Raw genomic sequence first — 23,750 nt, 5'->3', positions numbered from 1 at the left:
ATGGCGTATGCGACAAAGGGATCTGAGATTCACGTTGGCAGTGCTCTCCAGCCACATAGAATTCGACGTTGTAGCGTTCACATTGGAGGAAGCTCTTTCCGAGCCTTTTCGATTGGAACTGGAGCTTTCCAGCTACAGCACAGCGATAGATTTTGCACAGGTACTCGATTGTCCTGCATTACTGACGATCTGGCATGGCAGCCAGGCCGTGCGCTACGTACACGGTCTTGTATCAGCCTTCACACAAGGTACGACAGGATTTCACCGGACGCGCTATCGCGCGGTAGTCGAACCACAACTTTGCCGACTTGCTTTGTGTTCCAACTGGCGTATTTTCCAGCAGAAAAGTGTTCCCGCGATTCTGAAAAACGTACTTCGAGAACATGGCATCCTGCACTATGAACAGCACCTGACGAATGAAAACCTAGTTCGCGAGTACTGTGTACAGGCAGGAGACTCCGATCTTTACCTGCTGGACCGGCTGGCCGCAGAAGAAGGGTTTTACTACTCCTTTTCCTTTACCGCCGACAGTCACACGCTGCACCACGGCGACCGACTCTATATCCACCCTCGTATCGAAGGCGATCCTGTTCTCTACAACGACGCACCTGCCGGCGATGCCCCCCAGCCCGTGCTTTATGCGTTCAGCTACACAGAGAATGTCCGTACCGCCCAGCAAACCCAACGCGATTACACATTCAAGCGCCCTTCCTATTCCCAGCACCACAACGTTGCAGGCGAAGAACTGGAGCATCAGGCACAGACCTACGAGCGCTATGACTATCCGGGCCGCTATAAAACCAGCAGCGCTGGCAAGCCATTCACTCAGAACCGGTTACGCGGTCATCGCCGGGATGCTCGGGTTGCTCTTGTCGAAGGTGACGATCCGCGTCTGATACCCGGTGTCGGTTTCCAACTCACAGGGCACCCCAGACCCGACTTCAACCGTTGGTGGAGGCCTGTTCGCATCACCCACAAGGGCGTGCAGAACGCTAGCCAGGAAGATGAGGCCGCGGAGGTTGGGGTGAGCTACGACTACGTCGCCGAGATCATCTCGGAAGATACAGAGTGGCGTCCCGAGCCGATGCCTAAACCCAGCATCGAAGGACCGCAGATAGCCACAGTGGTAGGCCCCGAGAGTGAGGAGATCTACTGCGACGAATGGGGTCGGGTAAAGGTCCAGTTTCCATGGGACCGGGAAGGCGAACACAACGAATTCAGTTCCTGCTGGATACGCGTGGCCCATAACTGGGCCGGGGTTGACTGGGGCCATATCGCCATTCCTCGGATCGGGCAGGAAGTCATTGTCGATTACCTTGATGGCGACTGCGACCAACCGATCATTACAGGACGAACTTATCGGGCGACCAACCCTCCTCCTTACGAACTGCCGCGTCACAAGACGCGGATGACGATCAAGAGCAAGACCCACAAAGGCGAAGGCTTCAACGAGCTGCGTTTCGAGGACGAAAAGGACCAGGAAGAAATCTATGTCCACGCGCAAAAAGATCAGAACATCCACGTCAATCATGACGAGACGACCTACGTCGGCCATGACCGTAGCGAGCAGGTTGAAAACGACGAAACCATCGCGATCGGCCATGACCGCCGCGAAACCGTAGGCAATGACGAACAGGTCACCATTGGCCGCGATCGACGCCATAACATCGGGCAGGATGATTTCCTCACCATTGGCCGCAACCACACTGTTCACACAGGCAAGGACCGGACGGAGGAAGTCGGTAACAACCGGCGCGACAAGACAATAGCCAACCACTGGATTGAAATTGGCGGACACCGTGAAGAGGCTGTTCAGGGGCACCATCGTATCGAGGCAGGACAAAGCATCGAGCGGCGAACGCAGCGCTACGAACTCAAGTCCAGCAGCAGCGTTGTCATCAAGGGGCCAGGGGGAAGCATTACCATCGATGAGTCCGGTATCACGCTCGATGGCATCGCCATTCGCTTCAAAGGAGCGGTCAACCACTCCTCATCCGGAAACAACAATCCTTTCGCCGTGGTCGGCACTCCGGCCTCCGGCAAGCCTCTGGACCGGTTATGCGGCAAGCGCCCGGACGGCACCTGCCTCCTGGAAGACTGCACGTGTTTGAAAGGAAGCGCGAAATGAACAGGGATGATGGTACCGCTCTACCTGCCGATACCCCTGTGCAATTGGGCGACATCGATCCACACGTGGCGCTGCCATCGACGTCGCGGGTGTATCTGCTGCTCACGACCCAACGACTGGAGGACTGGGCTTATCGACCTTCGCCGCCGGATGCCGGGGTAGCCTCGGCAGTGGCGCCGTCGGTAATCGAGTTGGTTCGCGCGCTCGAATCTTTCGCCCCACGGCGGTGGTTATGGGCCAACAGCCCGTTGGCGGACATCGAAGAGCGTGGCCCGCTCCTGGTCGATACCACAGACAAACCCGCCTTGCTGGAACAGGCGATTACCGATTGGTCCGAGGCCGATGGCGTGATCATCATCGGTACCCAGGTTGACCTCGACACCCTTGCCCGGCATCTGGGCAGTCTCGTGCAGATCACCCTCCCCGATCACAGCCAAGCAACCTTCAACTTTCAGCCCACGATACTGGAGCCCTGGTTATCGGCGCTCGCTCAGCCGAACCGTAGCCAGTGGCTAGGCCCGATCCAGCAACTACTCTGGCGCACCCACTGGCATCGTCGCGTCAGCTGGTTTCGGCTCGACCATCCAGAAGCAGCGTCAGCCGCGGACCCGCAACAAAGGCTACACCTGCACCCTCTGGAGATGGCCGCCTTCGACGCCAATACCCAGGATTACTTCATCATCAGCCTGGCCGAAGAAGTTCAGGCGCTATCGCAGTACAACGCATTCAGCCTTGAACAGATCTGCGAGAGTGTCCGCCAGAAAGTTCGAGAAGCGGCCAGCGTCAATATCGAGCGCGACACGGACGTGCGCGACTTTGTCCTTTTGCATGCCCGATACCCAGAGCCAATGGGTTCCGAGCAGGCCAAGGCATTACTTGAGGACCCTGTTGAATCGCCCGTCAGCCGGTTGCGCAATCTGACGGCCCTCATCAGTGAAAAGGAGTTCCAGAATGAATGATTCCACGGTTGGCAGCGCTGCCAGTGCTCCCGGTTGCAGCTCCCGCATTCCTCTTGTGCCAATCCGCTATGCCGTCTTACCAGGGGATGACAAGTCCGCGCAGTACCGCTACAGCGGCAGCGGTTACGAGCTTGAGAACGGTTTCCCAGCCTTGCGCGAGGCTAGTTACACACTGCGAGCGCTGCGTCCGGGCTATGTCTATGTCTTCATGAGCGGGCCCAAAGGCGAGAAAATGGTCGTGCATGAACACGACGGTCAGGGCCATTACAAAGAACTCAACTACACCGGCCTGGAGAACTACCACAAACGGGATGCGTTTCGTGCCGGACGTAGCATGTCATGGGTCTGGGCAGACACCTGTCCGGATACTGCGAGCGAGGTCTGGATTGCCTACAGCACCCATTTATGGACCAATCGCATCACCACAAGGATCTGCAGTGATAAAAGCGCGCGCGCGATTCATATGCAGAAACTGGACATGAAGGAACTGACCAGCGGTGAAAAAAGCCCTTCCAGGCAAAAACATGTCCTGCCTGCGGAAGGCCTGGGCAAGTGGGTTGAGGATTACAAGCCGAGGGACAAACGCCTGCCTCTGGGCTGGAGCTGCCACTCCATCGGCGATGACTTACCTCTGGGCACCATTATCGCCGAGGGCAAGAACTACCCGATTACGCAACCGAGAGTCCCGGCCGTAGTCGCTCTTTTCGACCCACAGGGCATCAGTATCGACCTGGCGTTGATTGCTGCGGCTCGAAAACACCAGATCCTCGACGTGCAGGCCAAAAGGACTGTCGATGACCAACAGGAATTTCCCGCCTGCATGCGACTCGATGTAGAGAAACTGGCCATTGGCAGCGCGGACTTCCATCGTAAAAACCTGACCGCGACCATTCTTGAGGAAACCTTGAAACTGCTGTCGACCACCCCCGCGAAGGACGTGGAGCGCATCGTCAAACAGCGGTCCGACTGGCATCGAGCCCAGCCCAGGGGGCATCGGGTTCCCGGCAATGACGAACTGGCCTACCAGGCACTGACCGACAAGAACCTTTCACCCGGTGGTGAACGCCTGGCTAAACGGATCGATGCCGCTAAATACAATGAATTCCTCGCCTTGCGGCAAAAAGCCGACCAGGAGCTGAAAACATTACTGACTCATTTCGACGTCGCGTGCACCAACCATGACGGCTGGCTGGCGACCGCCGAAACCGAACATAAGATAACCGCTCACAGCATTGCTGCCGCTTTGGCTCTGCACGACCGCGACAACAAGATATCCGCCCAGGGACTCGAACAATCCATTGCTATTTTGATGAACGGAATGGGCTCGCCGTTGCCGGGGCGTCATGATCAGGACCCCAGGTTCAAGCGCCTGGAACGCTGGGTCAGCAATGATGGCAGCCCCATCTATATTGCACTTGCCGCCTACAACCCATTCAAGGAAAAAGCGGATGCGGTAGGCGGGCTGCTGGGAGCAAAAGACCAGGTCATAGAAGAGCTTTATGGCAAATTCCCGGCTGCAGTAAATTCCACTGACCTCATTGCCCAGGACGTCACCACGGTGGTGATGAAAAAGCTGCACGGAAAGACCCGCTGGGATCGAAGCCAAACGCTACGTCAACAAGTCCAGGCGGCGGCACAGGAAGCCAACGCTCAGAAAGTCATGGGGTTGTTATCCGCCCGTTATCGAATCACCGACACGAAGGTAAAGCTTGACGCTCTTTCCATCGAGGTGAGGAACTACCTCGACAGAGGCATGGCGGAAATACAGCACAGTACCGAGGTTGTCACCACCGGCAGCCGGACCGTGACCATCAAACAAACCCAGACCATCAGAGTCCGGCCGACCCTCAAGTCGCTGGGAGTCACCAGTGGCGGGGGCGTACTCAACGCAGGCATGTTGTATTTCAACATGATCAACCTGACCCTCGCTCTGGAGAAGCTCAAGAAAGAACCCGCCACGTCAGATGTACTCAATTTTGTATCTGCCGTTCTTGGCACCATTTCGGCAATGGCTGCCACTGGAGTGAGCCTGCGTAGCATTTACGCGGCATCGGCAGCACGTTTTAGTCAAAGCCTTCCCGGGGCAGCCTTCGGAACTGGAGTCACGAGCACCCTTTCGAGCAAACTGTTTGGACGGGCACTGGGGTGGCCGGGGATTATCCTGGGCGTGATCACTGATGGCTATTCAGGGTACGAAAAACTCAACGCAGGAAACTCCACAGCAGCTGCTTACACCTGGGGGGGAGGCATCGCCCTGGCCATCGGGAGCGCGGCAATGCTCGAGGGAGGCATTGCCTTGGGAAGCGCGATGGCTGGGGTGGGGACCGCTGCCGGCGCCTCTGCGACCATTCCTGTCGCTGGCTGGATTGCTGCTGCGGTGATATTGATCGGCGGCGCCATAGTCATAGGAGCCATGTGGTTGATGTCCAGGGCCAACAAGGAAAACCATACGCCCATGGAGCTATGGGCCGCCCGGAGCGTCTTTGGCAATCGCAAGAACGATGGGCAAGTACGTCAAGGAATAAAGCTCGACAGCCAAAAGCGCCTTCCTGGTTATGCCTCCCTCAGTGATGAAATAAAGGGTTGGTACCAAGGCTATTTCGGTCCTGTACTGCTCGACGCCAGCCAGGCGAAGTCATTGGGCTGGAACGGAATAGACAGCGCCTGGCATGACAACTATTTCGAGGCCGACAAGGCCGAGTTTGCCGTGCTTTTCCCAGGCTTCGTGCAGGACCAGAGCACCTGGCAAGGCAAGCTTGCCAGCCGTGCGCCCCTGCCCATAACTGACGCAACGACTCAATGCCGACACGTTAAAGCGGGATTGATCCTGCACTTCAATCACAAAATAGGCGCCACCGATAGCGACAGGATATCCCTAGAGGTCACCTACAAGCCCAACCAGGGCTGGGACGAAACTGCCGTCACTACTGCTGCGTTTGAGCTGATCGACTAAGGAGCACCAAATGACCATCAGCTGGACCTGGACCCCAAAAGACAAGGCAGAAGCTGTACCGTCTATCGGCGACCAATACATCTCCATGGGAAAAAGCGTGTTGTGCCTGCGCAATCCGATGCCCGCAGACTCGGCGTTCATGGCCAAGCTGTTTTCCGCCACGATAGTCATCACGTTGCTTCTGTGGTTATGGATGTTTTGCGCCGTGATCAATGACACGCCGACTGATGAAGTGTGGGTTCTGCTCATTCCCCTGCTCTTGCCGTTGGGAATTTCGTTGTTTCTGTTTTACCGGATCCACCTGATCAGAAGTCAATCGAACTTCTATTTCAATCGCCACACGCAAAAAGTCTATTACCTGAAAGGCAAGACCCTGCTTGTCGGTGATTGGAACAATGTTAAAGCAGGCATCTGTGGTCGAACCGAGTTTTCCGGTCGATCGTTCAGTACCACTACTTCATTGATCCTCAATGCGTTCGGCACTGACCCAGACAGTCCGCAAGCCAGGCAAATCGCAGAATCCTGGGCGCCGACCTATAGCATCTGTGTCGACAGCAATGAACCCAGTGATCCTCGACCGATCTTCGTTGCGCAAGTCTGGGAGTACATCCGCCAATTCATGGCCCATGGCCCGGATAAGCTGCCCGTTCCTCAAGAACCCCACTGGTGGTATGTGCCTCATAACTCTATCTGCCTGACCCCCCGTCAGGCATTTCGTCACTATGTGCCTTGGCGCACAGGAGAGCCTGGGGAAAAGCAGGGCAAGAAATGGTGGCTGATGCCTCTTTGGTTAGTGTTCTTCCCTTACAACTTCTTCGTTGCTCTTTGCTGGTGGATGACCTGTCGCCTGTTGCGCGTACGTCCGGCGGCCCCACCGCAACAAGCGCTCGAAGGAGAATCTGTCACATCAGCGCACCTGGAAATGACGGCCAAGACCATTGGACCCTAGCGTGTTGCTGACAAGCTGGAGTAGCAAAACCTTGCCAGACATTATCGAAAGCATCGTTCATTGACGACAACCCAGGTTGATTCAAAGAGGGAACTTGCATGAAACCCGTTGTACTTGTTGGTCATAGCCATGATTGCCCGATACACGGAGCGGGAACGGTTGTCAGTGGGGCGACAAGTGCCTCTATCAATGGCAAAGCGATCGCCCGGGTGGGTGATGGCATCAGTTGCGGTGCCGTCATACAAACTGGTTCACCGACAGAGGACATCGAGGGGAAAGCGGTTGCCAGGCTGGGAGACACGACCAGTCACGGAGGCACGCTCACCGAGGGCGACGGTAGCTGGATGCTCGACTAGACAATGGATGGATTACCCCGGAACTCATTGCCCGCAAGGAGAAAGGCTTTCATATGGCGCTGTCCCCTACCCTGCACACCGAACGCCTGATCCTGCGTCCGCTGGAACTGGCCGATGCCGAGGCCGTCCAGCAGCAGTTTGCGCACTGGGAAGTGGTGCGTTATCTCAACGCCCGGGTGCCCTGGCCCTATCCTGCCGATGGTGCCCTGACGTATCTGCGCGATCTGGCGCTGCCGGCCATCGAGCGCGGCGAGGAATGGCACTGGTCGGTCCGCCTGAAAAGCGCGCCGGAACAATTGATCGGCAATGTCAGCCTGATGGACCAGGCCGACAATAACCGCGGCTTCTGGCTGGCTCCGGCGTGGCAAGGCCAGGGCTATATGAGCGAGGCCAGCGCGGCGGTCACCGAGTACTGGTTCGAGGTGCTGGGGCGTGAGGTCATGCGGGTGCCCAAGGCCGCGCCGAACCTGGCCTCGCGGCGGATTTCCGAACGCGCCGGCATGCGCCTGATCCGCAGTGACGAAGACGACTTCGTCTGCGGGCGATTGCCCCGTGATATCTGGGAAATCACCCACGAAGAGTGGCGTCGCCTCAGATGAAACGCACGCCGGCCTTGGCCCGCTCGTCCACCGTCAGCTCGAACACATCCGGACGCGCATAGTGGCCGACCACGTCGTAGTCGTAGCGCGCCCGCACCAGCTCGTCAGTATCGATCTGCGCCGTCAGCAGGCCGGCGCGTCCCACCAGCGGCCCCGCCAGGACCTCGCCCATCGGCCCGACAATCACGCTGCCGCCGGCAATCAGCGGGCGCTCGGCCGGCCAGTTGGCGATCTCCAGCCCCAGTGCCTGGGGTGACGCCTGCACCTGGCAGGCGCTGACCACGAAGCAGCGGCCTTCATGGGCGATGTGGCGCATGCTGACCTGCCACATCTCGCGCTCGTCCACGGTCGGCGCGCACCAGACCTGCACGCCCTTGGCGTACATCGCGGTGCGCAGCAGCGGCATCATGTTTTCCCAGCAGATCACCGCGCCGACCCGGCCGACCTGGGTGTCGAATACCGGCAGGGTCGAACCGTCGCCCTTGCCCCAGATCAGTCGCTCGGTGCCAGTGGGCATCAGCTTGCGGTGCTTGCCCACCAGGCCGTGCTGCGGATCGAAATACAGCGCCGTGCAATACAGGGTACTGCCAGCGCGCTCGATCACCCCCAGCACCAGGTTGGCCCCGGTGCGCGCCGCCAGGCCGGCCAGGGCCTCGGTCTCCGCGCCCGGCACATCGACCGCATTGGCGAAATAACGGGCAAAGGCTTCACGGCCTTCCGGCAGGCGATAGCCGAGCTGGGTGCCGAAGCCCTCGCCCTTGGGGTAGCCGCCGAGCAAAGCTTCGGGCATCACCACCAGCTGCGCGCCGGCCTCGATGATGGCGGCCTCAAAGGACAGGATCTGCTCCAGGGTATCGGCCTTGCCCCCTGGCAGGGAGCCGATCTGCAACGCGGCGACAACGGACTTGGACATCGGGGAAACTCCTGTGGCGATGAAGTGTTGCCCATTGTCCGGCCCTCGTCGATCATGCAGAAAGCCCCTCCTGATACTGAATGATATGAACCAGATGAATATTGCCCAGGTCGATCTCAACCTGCTCAAGGCCTTCGAAGCCCTGCATGACGAATCCAGCGCCAGCCGCGCCGCCTTGCGCCTGGGCGTCACCCAGTCGGCCATGAGCGCGGCGCTGCGGCGCCTGCGCGAGCTGTACGGCGATCAGTTGTTCGTGCGTACCGGGCGCGGCCTGGCGCCGACCCTGCGGGCCAACCAGCTCAAGCCGGTGGTCAGCGAGGCCCTGAACAAATGCCGGCAGAGCCTGGCCATGGTCGATCCCCATGCCAGCCATTATCAGGGCCGCTCGGTGGCGATCGGGCTGTCGGACGATTTCGAGATTGCCTACGGTCGGCGCCTGATCGAGGAAGTCGCCCGGCGGGCGCCGAAGCTGCGGCTGATCTTTCGCCAGAGCCACAGCCAGATCGTCGGCGAAGCGCTGTTGCAGCGCAGCATCGACCTGGCCATCAGCGCCGGCGGTTTCGCCGAACGCATGCTCAGCCGTCAGGTATTGGGGGAAGGCAGTTATCTGTGCCTGGCGGACCCGGCGAGCCTGGCCCCGGGACAGCAGGCCATCGACCTCGACGAGTTCGTCGCCCGCGAGCATGTGCTGGTGTCGTCGCAAGGCTTTATCGGGATTACCGACGAGGGCCTGGCGGCCCTGGGGCTGAGTCGCCAGGTCTGCGCCTCGACCACGCATTTCGCCGCGCTGCCCCATCTGCTCAAGGGCAGCCAGGCGGTGGCGACCATTCCGGCCCACGCCGCGCGGAGCATCGCCGAACTGACCGGGCTGGCGCTGCTGCCCTGCCCGCTGGACCTGCCGCGCTACCCGATCGAGCTGGGCTGGCGCACCAGCGCGCAGATCGATCCGGTGGTGCTGAAAGTGCGCGAGGCGATCGTCGCCAGTTTCGAGCTTACTTGTTCGCCGCCATCAGGCGATTGACTTCACTGCGCACCATGTTGGCGTATTCCGGCGGCGACATGCCGTCGAGCTCGGCACGCACCCATTCGGCCCATTTGCCCTTGCGCTTGCCGCGCTCGCCGAACAACCGTGCGGCTTCGCCCTTGGCCTTGCCCAGGTTGCTCTGCCACAGCTCGAACAGACGGGACTTTTCATCTTCGATCTCTGCACGTTCGGCGAGAGTCTTGTTGGCCAGATTGAAGCTCATGGGAATTTCCTGCTGCGTAAAATAGCCGACATCTTACACTGTGACGGCTGGGGTTTTCCCGCTGGCATGGAGCGGGTGGAGAAAATATCTGCAACTTTTCGCCGGCCCCGCGACTCCATTGTTCATCGCATCACTGACCCGCAAGGAGTAACTCAATGGCTCGTAAAACTGCTGCGCAAGCGGCTGACGAACAAATCAAGGACCAGGAATTCAGCGAGCTTCAAGCGTTGATCGAAGAATCGGAAAAGCTCCTGAAAAGCAGCGCATCGCTGGTGGGTGAGGAAGGCGAGAACCTGCGCCAGCAGGTCGGGTTGAAGCTCAAGCAGGCACTGGACTCGGTGTCCAGCGTGCGCGAGCGCAGCAAGCCAGTGGTGGACGCTACCGAGCAGTACATCGGCGGCCATCCGTGGCAGACCGTGGCCATCTCCGCCGGCGTCGGCCTGGTGGTGGGCCTGTTGCTGGGGCGTCGTTCGTAACCGGTTTTCTGTAACGGCCAGCGCCACCCGCGACCGCTAAAAAAAGGACCAGGCTTGCAGCATGCTCGCCTGGTCCTTGCGTTTTGAAACCGCGCGTTAAAGCCCCGCCAGCTCCCGCAAGTGCTTGAGCTCTGCGGCGTCCAGGGCAATCCCCTGTTGCCGGGACTTTTCCCGCTGGCGATGCCGGCGATCCCCCGGCAGGCGCTTGAGCCCCACGCCATGCATCTGCCGGATCAGCTCCTGGCTGCGCTCGGCGAAATTCTGCCCGGCGCCCTTGCTCGGATCGATGACGATCAGCAACTGGCCGGTCCAGGGCGTCTTCGCGCCCGGGTGGTTGGACCAGTCGAACTCGAACGAGAAATGGCCACCGGTCAGCGCCGCCGCCAGCAGCTCGACCATCATCGACAGCGCCGAACCCTTGTGCCCGCCGAACGGCAACAGCGCGCCGCCTTCGAGAATGGCTTTCGGATCGTCGGTGGGCTGGCCGAGGCCGTCCACGCCCATGCCCGGTGGCAGGCGTTCGCCCTTGCGCGCGGCGATCTGCACGTCGCCATGGGCAATGGCGCTGGTGGCCAGGTCGAAGACAATGGGGTTACCCCCGGCCTGGGGCGCGGCAAAGGCGATCGGGTTGGTGCCGAACAACGGCCGATCGGCGCCGTGGGGCACCACGCAGGTCATGCTGTTGACCACGCTCAGGGCGACCAGCCCTTCCTCGGCGAACGGCTCGACGTCCGGCCACAGCGCGGCGAAGTGATGGGAGTTGCGGATGGCCAGAATGGCGATCCCGGCGTGGCGCGCTTTCTCCACCAGCAACGCGCGCGCCGCCGCCAGCGCCGGTTGGGCGAAACCGTTGCCGGCATCGACCCGGACAAAGGCCGGGGCCACGTCTTCGACCACCGGCACAGCCTTGCCGTTGACCCAGCCGCTGTCGAGGGTCGAGACATAACCGGGAATACGGAACACGCCATGGCTGTGGGCGCCGTCGCGCTCGGCAGCGGCACAGTTGTGCGCCAGGCAACGCGCCACTTCGGCGCTGGTGCCATGGCGCAGGAAGATCGTTTCCAGCAGTTTCACCAGTGCCTCGAGCGACAGGTGTTCCTGCGGTGTTGCAACAGCCGGGGGCGATACAGACATCTGGAGCTCCGGATTAATTATTGGAATGGGCTACAGCGCATGAGAAGGCACCCAGGTGAGTGCGTCCGACGATTAAACAACGCTTTGCGCGCGCCCTGTCAACCTCGGGCATGGCCTTGCACAGGCGATGCCAGGAAGAGACAGAGCCGCCACCAACACGCTGTCAGCCGAGGATCGCGCGCCGGAGCTCGGCAAGGTGGCAGTGGCGATGACAGCGGCCAAGGTATTTTTGATCATTTTTTCACTCCCGCTGTGGATACTGCTGACAAAAGTCCTGTGTTTCAGAGGCTTTGCTCCAAAAATAACCCGCACTTTGATATGCATTAGCCATGACGGCGGTTCTACAAGCCTGGCTGCGAAGGGTAGAATGCGCGAAACCAGGAAGAGCCAATGAGCGAACAGCACCTCACAGAAGCCGAATACGACGCCATCACCGATGCCGCCGCGCAGTGGTGCATGCGTCTGCATGCCGCGGACTGTACGGCCGCCGAACGCCAGGCCTTCGAGCAATGGCGCGATGCCCACCCGCTGCATGCCTTCGAATACGAAGCGATGCAGGAAATCTGGGAGGTCGCCGACCATCTGCCACGTCCGCCAGCCACCACCGTCCTGCCCTTGCCGGCGCCGCGCAAACCCTGGCGCGCCTACGGCATGGCCGCGGCGATCAGCGCCCTGGCCCTGCCCCTGGCCGCCTACAGCGGCTGGAGCCTGGGCTGGCTGCCCTCCTCCTACGAGCACTTTCAGGCCGACGGCAGCATGCGCCAGGTAACCCTGGCCGACGGCAGCCAGGTCGAACTCAACCTGGGCACCGAGCTGACCTACAGCAACTACAAGGACCAGCGCCGGGTCACCCTGAAAAAAGGCGAAGCCTTCTTCAAGGTCAGCCACGACAGCGCCCATCCGTTCGTGGTCAAGGCGGCCAGCGGCCAGGTCCGGGTCACCGGTACCGAGTTCAATGTCTGGATGTACGAGGATCAGGTGCGGGTCACCCTGCTCGAAGGTTCGGTGCTGGTGAACAGCGACAACAGCCACCCCGACGCAGGCGTGCCTCTCGATCCGGGCATGCAGGCGCGTTATCGCCAAGGCGATTACCAGCCACTGATCAGCCAGACCGCTGCCAACGACAGCTCGCTGGCCTGGCGCCAGGGCAAGCTGGTGCTGGACAACCTGGCGCTCGGCGAGGCCCTGCCGCTGATCAACCGCTACCTCAGCAAGCCGGTGATGCTGGCCGACAGCGCCACGGGCAACATTCGGGTCGGCGGCATCTACGACGTCACCGCGGTCAAGAGCCTGGTGACCACGCTGCCCAAGGTATTGCCGGTGTACCTGACCCGCAACCAGGACGGCAATCCGGTCATCAACTCGCTGCCAGGCACCGCGCCAAAAAGCTGAAGGCCGCTACCCTCGCGGGTGCGGCCTGCGCTTGACGGCAGATTGAACGCGCTTACTGGGTCGCGACCTTGCGCAACCGATCGTCCACTTCGTGAATCACCTGCAACCGATACTGCGGGTCCGCCTGGATCTGCTGCTCGGTGAACGGCAACACACTCCACTGCTTCTTCGAGAACGCCTCGGTCTGGTCCCGCGAGTGCGGCGACGCCGGGTCGCTGGACAGGGAAAACGCCAGCAGGCCCTGGGCATGCGGCCCCTGCTCGTCGAAGGTCACCACTTGCAGGTAGCTGGTACCGCTGACCACCTCACGCTTGCCGTCGGCCGCGGGGACGCTCTGGATCGCGTTGTACACGCCCAGGCTGGCCGGGCCGCCATGAATCGGCGTCTGCCGGCCGCCGCTGCTGACCACCTGGATATCGCCCCAACGGCTGTCAGCCTTCAGGCCCGACTCGGCCACCTGTTGCACCGAGGCCAGCATCGCCGCGCGCAGCGCCTTGGCCACCGGCGGCCGGTCGATCGCCAGGCCGCGCGGCGTGTGCTGCGGGTCCCGCGCGTCGAAGGCCACGCGCCAGCGATCGTCGATCGCCTCCAGCTGTTCCATGACGTTCTGGAAATGCACCAGGCCCAACCCGCTTTGCAGGTTGGCGCTGCGGTCCCAGGCCTTGAGGCTGGCACACAGCGGCGCCAGGGCCTGGGCATCGCTGCCCAGGTCGGCGGCACAGAACTGCAGCAGGTCCGGCATCACCTGCCCGGCCTGGTACACCTGGTCGTCCATCACCATGTGCTTGAGGTCGGCGGCGCTCAGCGGCTCGCCCTTGCCCGTGCCGATCAGGCGATTCAGGGCAAAACGCGCGCGCTGCCCCAGCGGCAGGTCCTGCTGGCTGATCAGCGGCGAGAAACCTTGCAACGGCGCGGCCGGGTTGACCATCCACGCCGAGTCGTTGGAGTTCTGCACGTAATCGCTGCGCAATAGTTGCGGCAGCTGGCTGGCCGGATAGATGCCCTTTTGCGCGGCGGCCGGGTCGATGTCCCAGGCACAGGCCGCACGGGAACCGTCGAGAATGATCAGCTGGGTGCCGATCCGCGGGTCGCTGCAGTGAGCGAGTTTTTCCGCGCTGACGTTGGGCACCACCGACTGATTCATGTACAGCGTCTGGCCCTGGTCATCCACGGCCAGGGTATTGACCCAGGGAATGCCCTGCAGCCGATGCACCGACGCCTGCAACTCCTTGAGGCTGCGGGCCTGGTTCATCGCGTACCACTGCTGCAGCACTCGGTCGTTTTCCAGGTTGGCATCGCGCAGGCTGTAGGCGAAACGGTTGTCCCAGTCCAGCTTGCCGGGCCACTGCACCAGCGGGCCGAATTGCGAGCTGTAGACACTGTGGCTGACGGTCGTGAGCTGGCCGTCCTCGCCCTGCACCTTGACGCTGACCGTTTGTTTCTCCAGCGGCAGGGACTTGCCGTCGAGCAGGTAGCGGGTCGAGTCCTTGGGGTCCAGTTGCAGGCGGTACAGGGTGAAATGCTTGGAGGTGTCCACCGTGTGGGTCCAGGCCAGGTGCTGGCTGAAGCCGATATTGATCATCGGCAAGCCGGGCAAGGCGGCCCCCATGACGTCCAGCTTGCCGGGAATGGTCAGGTGCATCTGATAGAAGCGCATGCCGCCCACCCATGGAAAATGCGGGTTGGCCAGCAACATGCCGCGACCATTGAGCGAGCGCTCGCGCCCCACGGCCACCGCGTTGCTGCCGCGGTCCAGGGCGAACCGCTGGCCGCGGGCATCCGCCTGGGCGAAGGCCTGGGCCGATGGCTTCAGCTGCGCCGTGGCGGATGGCGGGGTCGCGCCCACCAGGGCTTCGGCGAACTGGCCGACGCCGCCCTCCACCAACAGCCGGCGAGTCAGCTTGACCAGGTCCAGGGCGGTCAACGGCCGTACCCAGTCACCCTGGCACTGCTCGGGCAGGCCCTGGGCCCGGCGCTCGGCCAGGGAGCGGTTATAGCCGGCGACATACCCTTCGATCAGTTGCCGCACCTGCGGCGTCTGCGCCTGCCAGAAGCCGAACACCGCCTGGGGCGTGTTCAGCCAGTTGAAGAACAAATCGCTGGTGAGGTTTTCCCGCTGTTCGACGGTCTGCTGCTGCGGGCCGAAATACTTCGAACGCTCGCCATTGACCGTCAGCACTTCGTTGGCCAATAGGCACAGGTTGTCCTGGGCGTAGGCATAGCCGATGCCGTAACCCAGTCCGCGCTCATCGGCGGCGCGAATATGCGGGACGCCAAAACCGGTGCGGCGAATATCGGCGCTTGCCTCGCCGCCCTGGACCTCGCGTCCCTGAGCCGCAAGGCTCAACCCGAGAAACAAACCCGCAAGGCAAAACCTGGGCAACTGCCTGGAAATAATCACGCCGACTCCTGATCGAAAAAACGCAGAACCCGAGCTGGCGCGAGATGCGGCACAAGGACACGGATTCCAGCCTGGAAAGGACGGCGCGACCCGGCATCAGCCAAAGCCCGCCTGCCCTTACAGACGAAACCGCCACGGAAAATTTAGCGCCCTCGCGCCAGACGCCGATCGCCCGGCCAACCTGGCGACGACAAAGCCCTCACAAATTTTCTACAACTGATTCCTCATGATTTGCGCGGCTCGTTCGTCTAGTTATGTGAGAGCACCCGTCATTTTCCTGATCAGGCTCTGAAAAGGAGTTTTTGCATGTACGACCCGCAACTGCCAACGGATGGCCACACCGCACAACCCGCGTCCTCCCTGAACGCCGGCGCCGGTGTCTTCGGCAAGCAAGCCGAGCGCAACCGCAACGAACGCATCAGGCACCTGCTCAAGAGCTTCGGCCTGCGCACCAGCCTGATTCGCCTGAAAGTCATCGATGCCTTGCTGCAGGCAGCCGAAAGCCAGCGTGCCCTGGGGGTGCGAGGCATTCACAGTCATTTGCTGGAGCTGGATATCCCGCTGTCGTTCCTCAGCGTGCGCGAGGTGTTGAAGCGGCTGTGCAGCGAAGGCGTGATCACCCTCAATGCGGACAAGAGCTTCAGCCTGCATCAACAGGCTGAAGCCATACTCGACGGCCGCGACTGAGGCCGTCGGGGGGTGTCTCTCAAGGCTTGACCTTGCGCCGCATCACGCCATTGATCACGACCACGGTCACCGCCACGCCAATGGCGATGTACTGGAACATTTTCTCGGTGATCATCCCGGCGTTCTGCAGGTAAGAAAGGCCAAGCATGATTCCCAGTACCACCAGGGAAATCACAATCGAATAGATCAAGCGTTGCTTCTGGGTCATTGCGGGTTCCTGAACCTGTAAAGGTGCGGCCTGAAAATGCCGCGTGTAAATGTATCGATTCTGTATCGAAACAGATGCCAAACGCCTACCGAGAATCGGGGATGGGCGCGGGCGAACGGGGTCTCATGTTACAGCCGCCGAAGAGTTTTCGCTGCATTGCGGCGGTTAAAACCCCGAGAGCCCTTTGAGGACTGCACGATGTTCCGTCGAATCACCCGGCTGATTCCCCTGCTGGCGATGCTGGCCCTGTCCGGCTGCATCATCTTCCCTCACGACGGCTGGCATCACCGCCATTACGACGGCGGCCCCGGCTACTACTACCACCGCTAAGTCATCCAGAGCGCCAGTATTTCCCCCTTGTAACCCACCACGAAATTGCCCGACGCCCGCCTCGCCGCGGGCGTCTGTCTTTACTGTCGAGCTACGCCAGCCGGGTGTTGTGAATCCCCGGCTGGGCGAACAACTCCACCAGCCAGTCGACGAACACCCGGACCCGTGTCGACAGGTGCCGGTGCGGCGGGTACAGCGCGCTCAACGGCATCCTGGGTGGCGGGATGTGCCGGAGCACTTCGCTCAGGCGACCTTCGGCCAGCTGCTGGGCGACGTGATAGTAAGGCGTCTGCACCAACCCATAGCCGGCCTCGCAGGCGGCCAGGTAGCCATCGGCGCTGTTGACCGACACCTGCTTGGGCAACTCCGGCAACAGCACCTGGCCCTGCACCTCGAACTCCAGGCCATAACGCTTGCCGCTGACGCTGGAGAAATACTCGATCATCTGATGCCCGGCCAGCTCGTCCAGGCTCTGCGGCACACCGCGCTGGCGCAGGTAGGCGGGACTGGCGCACGTCACCTGCTCCAGCGCCAGCAACGGCCGGGCCACCAGCGAGTCGTCGAGGCACAGGCCGCCGCGCAATACGCAGTCCACCCCTTCGCGGATCAGGTCCACCGGCCGGTCGTTGAGGCCGATTTCCAGGTCGATCAACGGGTAGCGCTCGGAGAACGCCGGCAACGCCGGGATCACCACCAGCCGCCCGATCCCCGCCGGCATGTCGATGCGCAAGGTGCCGCGCGGGTTGTGGCGCGCCACGGAAAACACCGCTTCGGTTTCCTCGAGGTCCGCCAGCAGCCGCACGCAGCGCTGGTAATAGGCGGCGCCGTCCAGGGTCGGCGTGACCTGGCGGGTGGTGCGCAACAGCAGCTGCACGCCCAGATGCGCCTCCAACTGTTTGATCAGCACTGTCACCGAGGCCCGGGGCATCTGCAGGCTGTCGGCGGCCTTGGCGAAACCGCCGAGGTCGACGATGCGGGTGAACACACGCATGGCATTAAAACGGTCCATTGGCTTGGCCTGTCACGGATTATTTAGAAATCACGAATAGTGATAGCGCTTTTAGCCGGTTTATCTTGTTTTTGTCGAGGAGAACAATGGCCGCCACCCCATCCACTGGAGCTTCTCCTATGCAAACCCGCCAACTGGGCAAGAACGGCCCGCAAGTGTCAGCCATCGGCCTTGGCTGCATGGGCATGACCGATTTCTACACCACCGGCACCGATACCCGGGAAGCCACCGCCACCTTGCATCGCGCCCTGGAACTGGGGATCAACCTGCTGGACACCGCCGACATGTACGGCCCCCACAGCAACGAAATCCTGATCGGCCAGGCGATCCGCGGCAAACGCGACCAGGTATTCCTGGCCAGCAAGTTCGGCATCGTCCGCAACCCCGGCGACCCGGCGGCGCGCGGAGTGAACGGCCGCCCCGACTACATTCGCCAGGCGATCGACGGCACCTTGCAGCGTCTGGGTGTGGACACCCTGGACCTGTATTACCAGCACCGCATCGACCCGGACGTGGCCATCGAGGAAACCGTCGGCGCCATGGCCGAGCTGGTGCGAGCCGGCAAGGTCCGCTACCTGGGGCTCAGCGAAGCCTCGGCGGCAACGCTGGAGCGGGCCCACAAGGTGCATCCGATCAGCGCCCTGCAAAGCGAATATTCGTTGTGGAGCCGCGACCAGGAAGACAACGGCTGCCTGGCGGCCTGCCAACGCCTGGGCATCGCCTTTGTGCCCTACAGCCCGCTGGGGCGAGGCTTTCTCACTGGCGCCCTGAAGAGCCCGGAGGATTTCGCCGCCGACGACTACCGGCGTTTCAGCCCGCGCTTCCAGGGTGAGAACTTCACCAGGAACCTGCTGCTGGTGGAACAGGTCAAGCAACTCGCGGCGGCCAAGGGCATCACCGCCGGGCAACTGGCCCTGGCCTGGGTGCTGGCGCAGGGCGACTACCTGATCCCGATTCCGGGCACCAAGCAACGCAAGTACCTGGAGGAGAATGTCGCCGCGCTGCAGGTCCGCCTCGGCGCCGACGAACTGCAGGCCCTGGAACGGATCTTCACACCCGACGCCACCGCCGGCGAGCGTTACCCGCACGCAGTGATGGCCTTGCTCGACCGGTAAACAGCCCGCCACAAAAAAGGCCCTCGACCGGTTGATCGGTCGAGGGCCGTTGTTTGTCGCCTCACGCCTTGGCGGAGTGATTCTTGTCGGTCACCGTGGTGCCGTTGCCCTTGCCGTAGCTTTGCAGGTTCTGCAGCACATAGATGGCTTTCTTGTACTCGGGGATCAGGTAGCTGGCGTACTTGTTGCCCTTGAGGTTGTTGGTCTGGATGTTGTCCAGCTGGATCGCGAAGTACTCCAGGGCATTGAACTTGGCATCCGGATCGGCCTGCACGCCGAAGCGGTCGAACTTGTCGCCGGCGTTGAGCAGGGTCATCGCCGTCACGTCGCTGATCAGCCCCTTCTGCTTGAGGAAGGTGCTCATGTTGCCCAGCTGCTTGGCGCTGACATTCTCCGGATCGAAACCCTTGATCTGCTTGTGCAGCTTCATTTCGTCCATCTTGAACACGTTCAGCGCCAGCGGGTTCTGGCCGACCAGGGCGAGCATCTGCTTGACCTTGACGCTCTGGCTGACCGGCTTGCCGCGGGTGCCAGTGTCCTGCACCAGCAGACCGGCCTTGCTGGTCCAGCCGCCGACATATCCAATTGTCATAAAAGACTCCTGTGTACGGGCTTTTCCATGGCCTTATATCCACTTGCACAGCCAACTAGAGGGTTGCGCAAGTTCAACTAATAAGCGTCTGAAAAGCCTGATTGAGGGAAAACGATGCCCGTGAGTATCGGCGCGCCAAAGCACCTCTCCAACAAATATTTCGGCTTTTTACAATTTTTGTACATTTCCGATACAAATGCCTGGAAGCCACGGTTTTTCTAGCTGAAACAATTGTTTAACAATCCAACCCGTGACAACTAAGCGACAACTTACAGCTATTAATGTACCGAATGGTTAGTTGCGATCAGATGATCTTCCAAGCATTCATGACGCTATCTTGCGGGGATCTTCCACGACATTGCCGCGCGACGCCCCAACTGTGCATGGTGCCCTCCCCCTTACAACGGGAAAAGCCGTGCATCACCCTCTTGATGAGCCACCGCGAAGTCCGCTGAATGGTCGATTTACGCGCCTCCATGGCAGGCGCGCGGGCAACTATATTTGATGCTCCTACTGCAAGGAGGTGCATCATGGAACAACGTCAGCAGCACCTTTTGGACGAGCTCATCTTCCATGAGCTCTACATCGACGCGCCGATCGATACCGTCTACTACTACGTGACTCAGCCGGATCGCTGGCACGAGTGGCATCCCGCTTCCCTGCGCGCCGACACCGGCCTCGCTGGCTCGTTGCCGGCGGGGCATCGCTTCAGCAAAACCATCGATCTGCTCGGCCTGCAGATCCACATGAGCTGCCGGGTACTGGTCGCGGTATTTCCCAAGGAGTTCAAGATCGTCTTCAGTTCTGCGCCAGCAGACGGCTCGATCCACTATCAGTTGTGCAAATACGGGGACGGAACCCTGTTCAAGCGCACCCTGCACTACTGCTCCGACCTCAACCTGCTCAGCCTGCGCCCGCGTATCGAGCACTTGTCCCAACTGGCCATGGTCAACCTCAAGCGCAACCTGGAAAAGATCGCCCACTGATCCGGCAACGGGTGGCGCGGCGCTGGCTGACAAATCTGTAATCTTCACCTCAGTTTTCTGACAGGCCGCGCCGCTTAAGGTCGCCTCATACCTGACCAGCAGGATCGAGGGAGCCTTGGGGCATGCATGTGAAACCCACACGACGCAGTTTTATCAAGGGCCTGGCCGCCGGTGGCGTACTGGCCGGCACCGGGCTATGGCAACAGCCGCTCTGGGCACGCAGCGAGGACGGTCAGCTGCCCGCCCTCAGCGGCCAGCAGTTCGACCTGTTCATCGGTGAATCCCAGGTCAACTACAGCGGCACATCCCGCACTGCGATGACCATCAACGGCGGCCTGCCCGGCCCGCTGCTGCGCTGGCGCGAGGGCGACACCGTGACCATCCGGGTGCGCAACCGCCTCAAGGAGGATACCTCGATCCACTGGCACGGCCTGATCCTGCCGGCCAACATGGACGGCGTGCCCGGCCTGAGCTTCCACGGCATCGCCCCCGGCGGCCTCTACGAATACCGCTTCAAGGTCCGGCAGAACGGCACCTACTGGTACCACAGCCACTCGGGCTTGCAGGAACAGGCCGGGGTCTACGGGCCACTGGTGATCGAGGCCCGCGAGCCGGAACCCTTCCAGTACGACCGCGACTACGTGGTGATGCTCAGCGACTGGAGCGACGAGGCGCCCGAGCGCCTGATGCACATCCTGAAAAAGCAGCCCGGCTACTACAACTTCCACAAGCGCACGGTCGGTGACTTTATCGAGGACGTCAGCCGCGACGGCTGGGCGGCCACCCTCGCCGATCGCAAGATGTGGGCGCAGATGAAAATGACCCCCACCGACCTGGCGGACGTCAGCGGTCATACCTACACCTACCTGATCAACGGCCAGAGCCCGGGCGGCAACTGGACCGGGCTGTTCAAACCGGGCGAGAAGCTGCGCCTGCGCCTGATCAACGGCTCGGCCATGAGCTACTTCGACCTGCGCATTCCCGGCCTGAAGATGACCGTGGTCGCCGCCGACGGCCAGTATGTGCAGCCGGTCAGCGTCGATGAACTGCGCATCGCCGTGGCGGAGACCTACGACGTGCTGGTCGAGCCCGGCTCGCAGGAAGCCTACACCCTGTTCGCCCAGGCCATGGACCGCAGCGGCTACGCCCGCGGCACCCTGAGCCAGCGTCCGGGGCTGAGCGCGCCCGTGCCGCCTCTGGACCCGCGGCCGCTGATCAGCATGGCCGACATGGGCATGGACCACGGCAGCATGGCTGGCATGGGCGCCATGCCCGGCATGGATCATGGCCAGATGCAGGGCATGGACCACAGCCAGATGCAGGGGATGGATCAGGGCAACATGGCTGGCATGGACCACAGCGGCATGGCTGGCATGTCGGGCATGGACCACGGCGCCATGGGTGGCGCCATGCAAAGCCACCCGGCCTCGGAAGACGGCAACCCGCTGGTGGACATGCAGACCATGAGCCCGACGCCGAAACTCGCCGACCCGGGTATCGGCCTGCGCGACAACGGCCGTCGGGTACTGACCTACGCCGACCTGCGCAGCACCTTCGAAGACCCCGACGGGCGCGAACCGAGCCGCACCCTCGAGCTGCACCTGACCGGGCACATGGAAAAATTCGCCTGGTCGTTCGACGGCATCAAGTTCAGCGACGCCGAGCCCCTGCGCCTGACCTATGGCGAGCGGGTACGCATCACCCTGGTCAACGACACCATGATGACCCACCCCATCCACCTGCACGGCATGTGGAGCGACCTGGAAGACGAACAGGGGCGCTTCCTGGTGCGCAAGCACACGATCGACATGCCACCGGGCAGCAAGCGCAGCTACCGGGTGACCGCCGATGCCCTGGGGCGCTGGGCCTATCACTGCCACCTGCTGTTCCACATGGAGATGGGCATGTTTCGCGAAGTACGCGTGGACGAAGCCGGGAGCGCCGCATGATGCCGAAAAATGCCTTGACCCTGTTCGCCACCCTGCTCGGCCTCAGCGCCGGCACCCTGCAGGCCGCCGAAAGCATGGATCACTCCAGCATGGATCATTCGTCCATGCCGGCCTCCTCCATGCCAGGCAACCCGATGCCGGGCATGGACCACAGCCAGATGACCGGCATGGACGGCGAACCCTTGCAGACCATGGAATCCGCGGCGCCCACCCAAAGCCGCACGCCGATCCCGGTACTCACCGATGCCGACCGCCGCGCCGCCTTCCCGCCGGTGGCCGGCCACGGCGTGCACGACAAGGCGATCAACTCGCTGTGGCTGGTCGATCGCCTGGAATACCAGGACGCCGATGACGGCAGTGCCCTGGCCTGGGAAATGAACGGCTGGATTGGCGGTGACATCGACCGGCTGTGGCTGCGCAGCGAGGGCGAGCGCACTAACGGCCGGACCGAAAACGCCCAGGTCGAAGCGCTCTGGGGCCATGCCATCGGCCCCTGGTGGGATCTGGTCAGTGGCGTGCGCCAGGACTTCAAGCCCGGCGCGCCACAGACCTGGGCCGCCCTCGGGCTGCAAGGCATGGCCCTGTACAACTTCGAAAGCCAGGCCACCGCCTACCTCGGCGAAGGCGGCCAGAGCGCCCTGGAATTCCAGGCCGAATACGACATCCTGCTGACCAACCGCCTGATCCTGCAACCCAACGCGGAGGTCAGCCTGTACGGCAAGAACGACCCGCAACGGGGCATCGGCTCGGGACTCTCCTCGCTGGAGGCCGGCCTGCGCCTGCGCTATGAGCTGCACCGCCAGTTCGCGCCCTACGTCGGCGTGAGCTGGAGCCGCAGCTACGGCAAGACCGCGGACTACGCCCGAGAAGAAGGCGAAGACAACAGCGAAGCCCGCCTGGTGCTCGGTGTGCGCCTGTGGTTCTGACTTCCCTTCAATAGATAACTAAAAACATCACGCGGCCAATGCCGCCTGGAGCCTTGCATGTCCTACCTCAAGCATCTCGCCATCGCCGTCACTTTCGGTGCCGGCCTGACCCTCGCCGGCGTCGTCCAGGCGCACCCCAAGCTGCTGGCCTCGACCCCGGCCGAAGGCGCCAAGGGCGCGGCGCCGGCGAAGATCGAACTGCAATTCTCGGAACCCCTTACCACCAAGTTCTCCGGGGCTCGGCTGCTGATGACCGGCATGCCCGGGATGAGCCACGCACCGATGCCGGTCAAGGCCAGCGTGGCCGGCGGCAGCGATCCGAAAAGCATGATCATCAGCCCCGCCGCCCCGCTCGCGAAGGGCAGCTACAAAGTCGAGTGGCGGGCGGTGTCCGCCGACACCCATCCGATCACCGGCAACCTGACCTTCGAAGTCAACTGA

General features: G+C 61.8%; 23 protein-coding genes. 16 read left to right on the top strand and 7 right to left on the bottom strand.

The genetic code is table 11. From position 1 onward, the window contains the following. The first annotated feature begins 7 nt into the window (after window positions 1–7). From tssI to BM019_RS14705, 6 genes are all read left to right on the top strand, one after another. Window positions 8–2,128: a type VI secretion system Vgr family protein gene (gene tssI / locus BM019_RS14730; protein WP_092418703.1), complete on the top strand. Its 2,121-nt coding sequence runs from the start codon at window positions 8–10 to the stop codon at window positions 2,126–2,128. Then, entirely contained in the window at window positions 2,125–3,087 is a 963-nt protein-coding gene (locus BM019_RS14725; protein ID WP_175510653.1) for a DUF4123 domain-containing protein, read from the top strand. The genes tssI and BM019_RS14725 overlap by 4 nt, the downstream gene beginning before the upstream one ends. Next, on the top strand, window positions 3,080–6,040 hold the full coding sequence (locus BM019_RS14720) for a T6SS effector BTH_I2691 family protein (RefSeq protein ID WP_092418701.1): 2,961 nt from the start codon (window positions 3,080–3,082) through the stop codon (window positions 6,038–6,040). Before BM019_RS14725 ends, BM019_RS14720 begins: the two co-directional genes overlap by 8 nt. 10 nt (window positions 6,041–6,050) lie before the next feature. Next, the gene (locus BM019_RS14715; RefSeq protein ID WP_092418700.1) at window positions 6,051–6,989 is read left to right on the top strand and encodes a DUF6708 domain-containing protein; all 939 of its coding nucleotides are present in this window, start codon (window positions 6,051–6,053) and stop codon (window positions 6,987–6,989) included. Window positions 6,990–7,087: 98 nt separating this feature from the next. Next, the gene (locus BM019_RS14710; protein ID WP_092418699.1) at window positions 7,088–7,345 is read left to right on the top strand and encodes a PAAR domain-containing protein; all 258 of its coding nucleotides are present in this window, start codon (window positions 7,088–7,090) and stop codon (window positions 7,343–7,345) included. A 53-nt stretch (window positions 7,346–7,398) separates the two neighbouring features. Continuing rightward, window positions 7,399–7,944: a GNAT family N-acetyltransferase gene (locus tag BM019_RS14705; RefSeq protein WP_092418698.1), complete on the top strand. Its 546-nt coding sequence runs from the start codon at window positions 7,399–7,401 to the stop codon at window positions 7,942–7,944. Here BM019_RS14705 and BM019_RS14700 read toward each other — a convergent pair. Continuing rightward, window positions 7,937–8,857 (bottom strand): carbon-nitrogen hydrolase family protein, encoded by a 921-nt coding sequence (locus BM019_RS14700; protein WP_053261042.1) that lies wholly within the window; start codon window positions 8,855–8,857, stop codon window positions 7,937–7,939. The genes BM019_RS14705 and BM019_RS14700 overlap by 8 nt on opposite strands. 85 nt (window positions 8,858–8,942) lie before the next feature. Here BM019_RS14700 and BM019_RS14695 point away from each other — a divergent pair, with 85 nt between their 5' ends. Further along, the gene (locus BM019_RS14695) at window positions 8,943–9,878 is read left to right on the top strand and encodes a LysR family transcriptional regulator (protein ID WP_062825788.1); all 936 of its coding nucleotides are present in this window, start codon (window positions 8,943–8,945) and stop codon (window positions 9,876–9,878) included. On the opposite strand, the gene BM019_RS14690 is transcribed toward BM019_RS14695, so the two are convergent. Next, window positions 9,850–10,104 carry a hypothetical protein gene (locus tag BM019_RS14690; protein ID WP_007928582.1) on the bottom strand — a complete coding sequence of 85 codons (255 nt, stop codon included), beginning with the start codon at window positions 10,102–10,104 and terminating at the stop codon, window positions 9,850–9,852. The genes BM019_RS14695 and BM019_RS14690 overlap by 29 nt on opposite strands. A 155-nt stretch (window positions 10,105–10,259) precedes the next feature. On the opposite strand from BM019_RS14690, the gene BM019_RS14685 reads away from it, so the two are divergent. Beyond that, window positions 10,260–10,580: an ElaB/YgaM/YqjD family protein gene (locus BM019_RS14685; RefSeq protein WP_009043722.1), complete on the top strand. Its 321-nt coding sequence runs from the start codon at window positions 10,260–10,262 to the stop codon at window positions 10,578–10,580. Window positions 10,581–10,676: 96 nt separating this feature from the next. On the opposite strand, the gene BM019_RS14680 is transcribed toward BM019_RS14685, so the two are convergent. Continuing rightward, entirely contained in the window at window positions 10,677–11,714 is a 1,038-nt protein-coding gene (locus BM019_RS14680) for an Ldh family oxidoreductase (protein WP_092418697.1), read from the bottom strand. 390 nt (window positions 11,715–12,104) lie between these two features. Here BM019_RS14680 and BM019_RS14675 point away from each other — a divergent pair, with 390 nt between their 5' ends. Beyond that, window positions 12,105–13,106, top strand: coding sequence for a FecR family protein (locus BM019_RS14675; RefSeq protein WP_009043720.1), 1,002 nt, complete (start codon window positions 12,105–12,107; stop codon window positions 13,104–13,106). A 52-nt stretch (window positions 13,107–13,158) separates the two neighbouring features. Here BM019_RS14675 and BM019_RS14670 read toward each other — a convergent pair whose 3' ends face one another. Further along, on the bottom strand, window positions 13,159–15,507 hold the full coding sequence (locus tag BM019_RS14670; protein WP_092418696.1) for a bifunctional acylase PvdQ: 2,349 nt from the start codon (window positions 15,505–15,507) through the stop codon (window positions 13,159–13,161). Window positions 15,508–15,813: 306 nt separating this feature from the next. Here BM019_RS14670 and BM019_RS14665 point away from each other — a divergent pair, with 306 nt between their 5' ends. After that, window positions 15,814–16,194 (top strand): hypothetical protein, encoded by a 381-nt coding sequence (locus BM019_RS14665; protein ID WP_007928587.1) that lies wholly within the window; start codon window positions 15,814–15,816, stop codon window positions 16,192–16,194. Window positions 16,195–16,213: 19 nt separating this feature from the next. On the opposite strand, the gene BM019_RS14660 is transcribed toward BM019_RS14665, so the two are convergent. Next, complete coding sequence (locus BM019_RS14660) at window positions 16,214–16,402, bottom strand: hypothetical protein (protein WP_007928588.1); 189 nt, start codon at window positions 16,400–16,402, stop codon at window positions 16,214–16,216. Window positions 16,403–16,600: 198 nt separating this feature from the next. On the opposite strand from BM019_RS14660, the gene BM019_RS31190 reads away from it, so the two are divergent. After that, the gene (locus BM019_RS31190) at window positions 16,601–16,732 is read left to right on the top strand and encodes a hypothetical protein (protein WP_007928589.1); all 132 of its coding nucleotides are present in this window, start codon (window positions 16,601–16,603) and stop codon (window positions 16,730–16,732) included. Window positions 16,733–16,823: 91 nt separating this feature from the next. Here the strand turns inward: BM019_RS31190 and BM019_RS14655 are convergent, their stop codons facing one another. Further along, a complete protein-coding gene (locus BM019_RS14655) occupies window positions 16,824–17,741 on the bottom strand; it encodes a LysR family transcriptional regulator (RefSeq protein WP_085530949.1) in 918 nt (305 codons plus the stop codon). Window positions 17,742–17,860: 119 nt separating this feature from the next. Here BM019_RS14655 and BM019_RS14650 point away from each other — a divergent pair, with 119 nt between their 5' ends. After that, window positions 17,861–18,856, top strand: coding sequence for an aldo/keto reductase (locus BM019_RS14650; RefSeq protein ID WP_092418695.1), 996 nt, complete (start codon window positions 17,861–17,863; stop codon window positions 18,854–18,856). Between the two features lie 61 nt (window positions 18,857–18,917). Here BM019_RS14650 and BM019_RS14645 read toward each other — a convergent pair whose 3' ends face one another. Then, the gene (locus tag BM019_RS14645) at window positions 18,918–19,448 is read right to left on the bottom strand and encodes a hypothetical protein (RefSeq protein ID WP_009043715.1); all 531 of its coding nucleotides are present in this window, start codon (window positions 19,446–19,448) and stop codon (window positions 18,918–18,920) included. A 530-nt stretch (window positions 19,449–19,978) separates the two neighbouring features. Here BM019_RS14645 and BM019_RS14640 point away from each other — a divergent pair. The 4 genes from BM019_RS14640 to copC all read left to right on the top strand — a co-directional run bounded on the left by BM019_RS14640 (window position 19,979) and on the right by copC (window position 23,750). Then, the gene (locus BM019_RS14640) at window positions 19,979–20,434 is read left to right on the top strand and encodes an SRPBCC family protein (RefSeq protein ID WP_009043714.1); all 456 of its coding nucleotides are present in this window, start codon (window positions 19,979–19,981) and stop codon (window positions 20,432–20,434) included. A gap of 122 nt (window positions 20,435–20,556) precedes the next feature. Beyond that, complete coding sequence (locus tag BM019_RS14635) at window positions 20,557–22,383, top strand: copper resistance system multicopper oxidase (RefSeq protein WP_092418694.1); 1,827 nt, start codon at window positions 20,557–20,559, stop codon at window positions 22,381–22,383. Continuing rightward, window positions 22,380–23,309, top strand: coding sequence for a copper resistance protein B (locus BM019_RS14630; RefSeq protein WP_092418693.1), 930 nt, complete (start codon window positions 22,380–22,382; stop codon window positions 23,307–23,309). Before BM019_RS14635 ends, BM019_RS14630 begins: the two co-directional genes overlap by 4 nt. Before the next feature lie 57 nt (window positions 23,310–23,366). After that, on the top strand, window positions 23,367–23,750 hold the full coding sequence (gene copC / locus BM019_RS14625) for a copper homeostasis periplasmic binding protein CopC (RefSeq protein WP_092418692.1): 384 nt from the start codon (window positions 23,367–23,369) through the stop codon (window positions 23,748–23,750).

The organism is Pseudomonas sp. NFPP07, assembly GCF_900115645.1.
GTDB lineage: Bacteria > Pseudomonadota > Gammaproteobacteria > Pseudomonadales > Pseudomonadaceae > Aquipseudomonas > Aquipseudomonas chlororaphis.
Note: the sequence above shows the minus strand (reverse complement) of the source record. Positions and strands in the feature narration are given on the sequence as shown.

Coding starts and splice junctions, on each gene's coding strand:
- tssI (WP_092418703.1), top strand. CDS start 8: ATGCGACAAAGGGATCTGAGATTCACGTTGGCAGTGCTCTCCAGCCAC.
- BM019_RS14725 (WP_175510653.1), top strand. CDS start 2,125: ATGAACAGGGATGATGGTACCGCTCTACCTGCCGATACCCCTGTGCAA.
- BM019_RS14720 (WP_092418701.1), top strand. CDS start 3,080: ATGAATGATTCCACGGTTGGCAGCGCTGCCAGTGCTCCCGGTTGCAGC.
- BM019_RS14715 (WP_092418700.1), top strand. CDS start 6,051: ATGACCATCAGCTGGACCTGGACCCCAAAAGACAAGGCAGAAGCTGTA.
- BM019_RS14710 (WP_092418699.1), top strand. CDS start 7,088: ATGAAACCCGTTGTACTTGTTGGTCATAGCCATGATTGCCCGATACAC.
- BM019_RS14705 (WP_092418698.1), top strand. CDS start 7,399: ATGGCGCTGTCCCCTACCCTGCACACCGAACGCCTGATCCTGCGTCCG.
- BM019_RS14700 (WP_053261042.1), bottom strand. CDS start 8,857: ATGTCCAAGTCCGTTGTCGCCGCGTTGCAGATCGGCTCCCTGCCAGGG.
- BM019_RS14695 (WP_062825788.1), top strand. CDS start 8,943: ATGAACCAGATGAATATTGCCCAGGTCGATCTCAACCTGCTCAAGGCC.
- BM019_RS14690 (WP_007928582.1), bottom strand. CDS start 10,104: ATGAGCTTCAATCTGGCCAACAAGACTCTCGCCGAACGTGCAGAGATC.
- BM019_RS14685 (WP_009043722.1), top strand. CDS start 10,260: ATGGCTCGTAAAACTGCTGCGCAAGCGGCTGACGAACAAATCAAGGAC.
- BM019_RS14680 (WP_092418697.1), bottom strand. CDS start 11,714: ATGTCTGTATCGCCCCCGGCTGTTGCAACACCGCAGGAACACCTGTCG.
- BM019_RS14675 (WP_009043720.1), top strand. CDS start 12,105: ATGAGCGAACAGCACCTCACAGAAGCCGAATACGACGCCATCACCGAT.
- BM019_RS14665 (WP_007928587.1), top strand. CDS start 15,814: ATGTACGACCCGCAACTGCCAACGGATGGCCACACCGCACAACCCGCG.
- BM019_RS14660 (WP_007928588.1), bottom strand. CDS start 16,402: ATGACCCAGAAGCAACGCTTGATCTATTCGATTGTGATTTCCCTGGTG.
- BM019_RS31190 (WP_007928589.1), top strand. CDS start 16,601: ATGTTCCGTCGAATCACCCGGCTGATTCCCCTGCTGGCGATGCTGGCC.
- BM019_RS14655 (WP_085530949.1), bottom strand. CDS start 17,741: ATGGACCGTTTTAATGCCATGCGTGTGTTCACCCGCATCGTCGACCTC.
- BM019_RS14650 (WP_092418695.1), top strand. CDS start 17,861: ATGCAAACCCGCCAACTGGGCAAGAACGGCCCGCAAGTGTCAGCCATC.
- BM019_RS14645 (WP_009043715.1), bottom strand. CDS start 19,448: ATGACAATTGGATATGTCGGCGGCTGGACCAGCAAGGCCGGTCTGCTG.
- BM019_RS14640 (WP_009043714.1), top strand. CDS start 19,979: ATGGAACAACGTCAGCAGCACCTTTTGGACGAGCTCATCTTCCATGAG.
- BM019_RS14635 (WP_092418694.1), top strand. CDS start 20,557: ATGCATGTGAAACCCACACGACGCAGTTTTATCAAGGGCCTGGCCGCC.
- BM019_RS14630 (WP_092418693.1), top strand. CDS start 22,380: ATGATGCCGAAAAATGCCTTGACCCTGTTCGCCACCCTGCTCGGCCTC.
- copC (WP_092418692.1), top strand. CDS start 23,367: ATGTCCTACCTCAAGCATCTCGCCATCGCCGTCACTTTCGGTGCCGGC.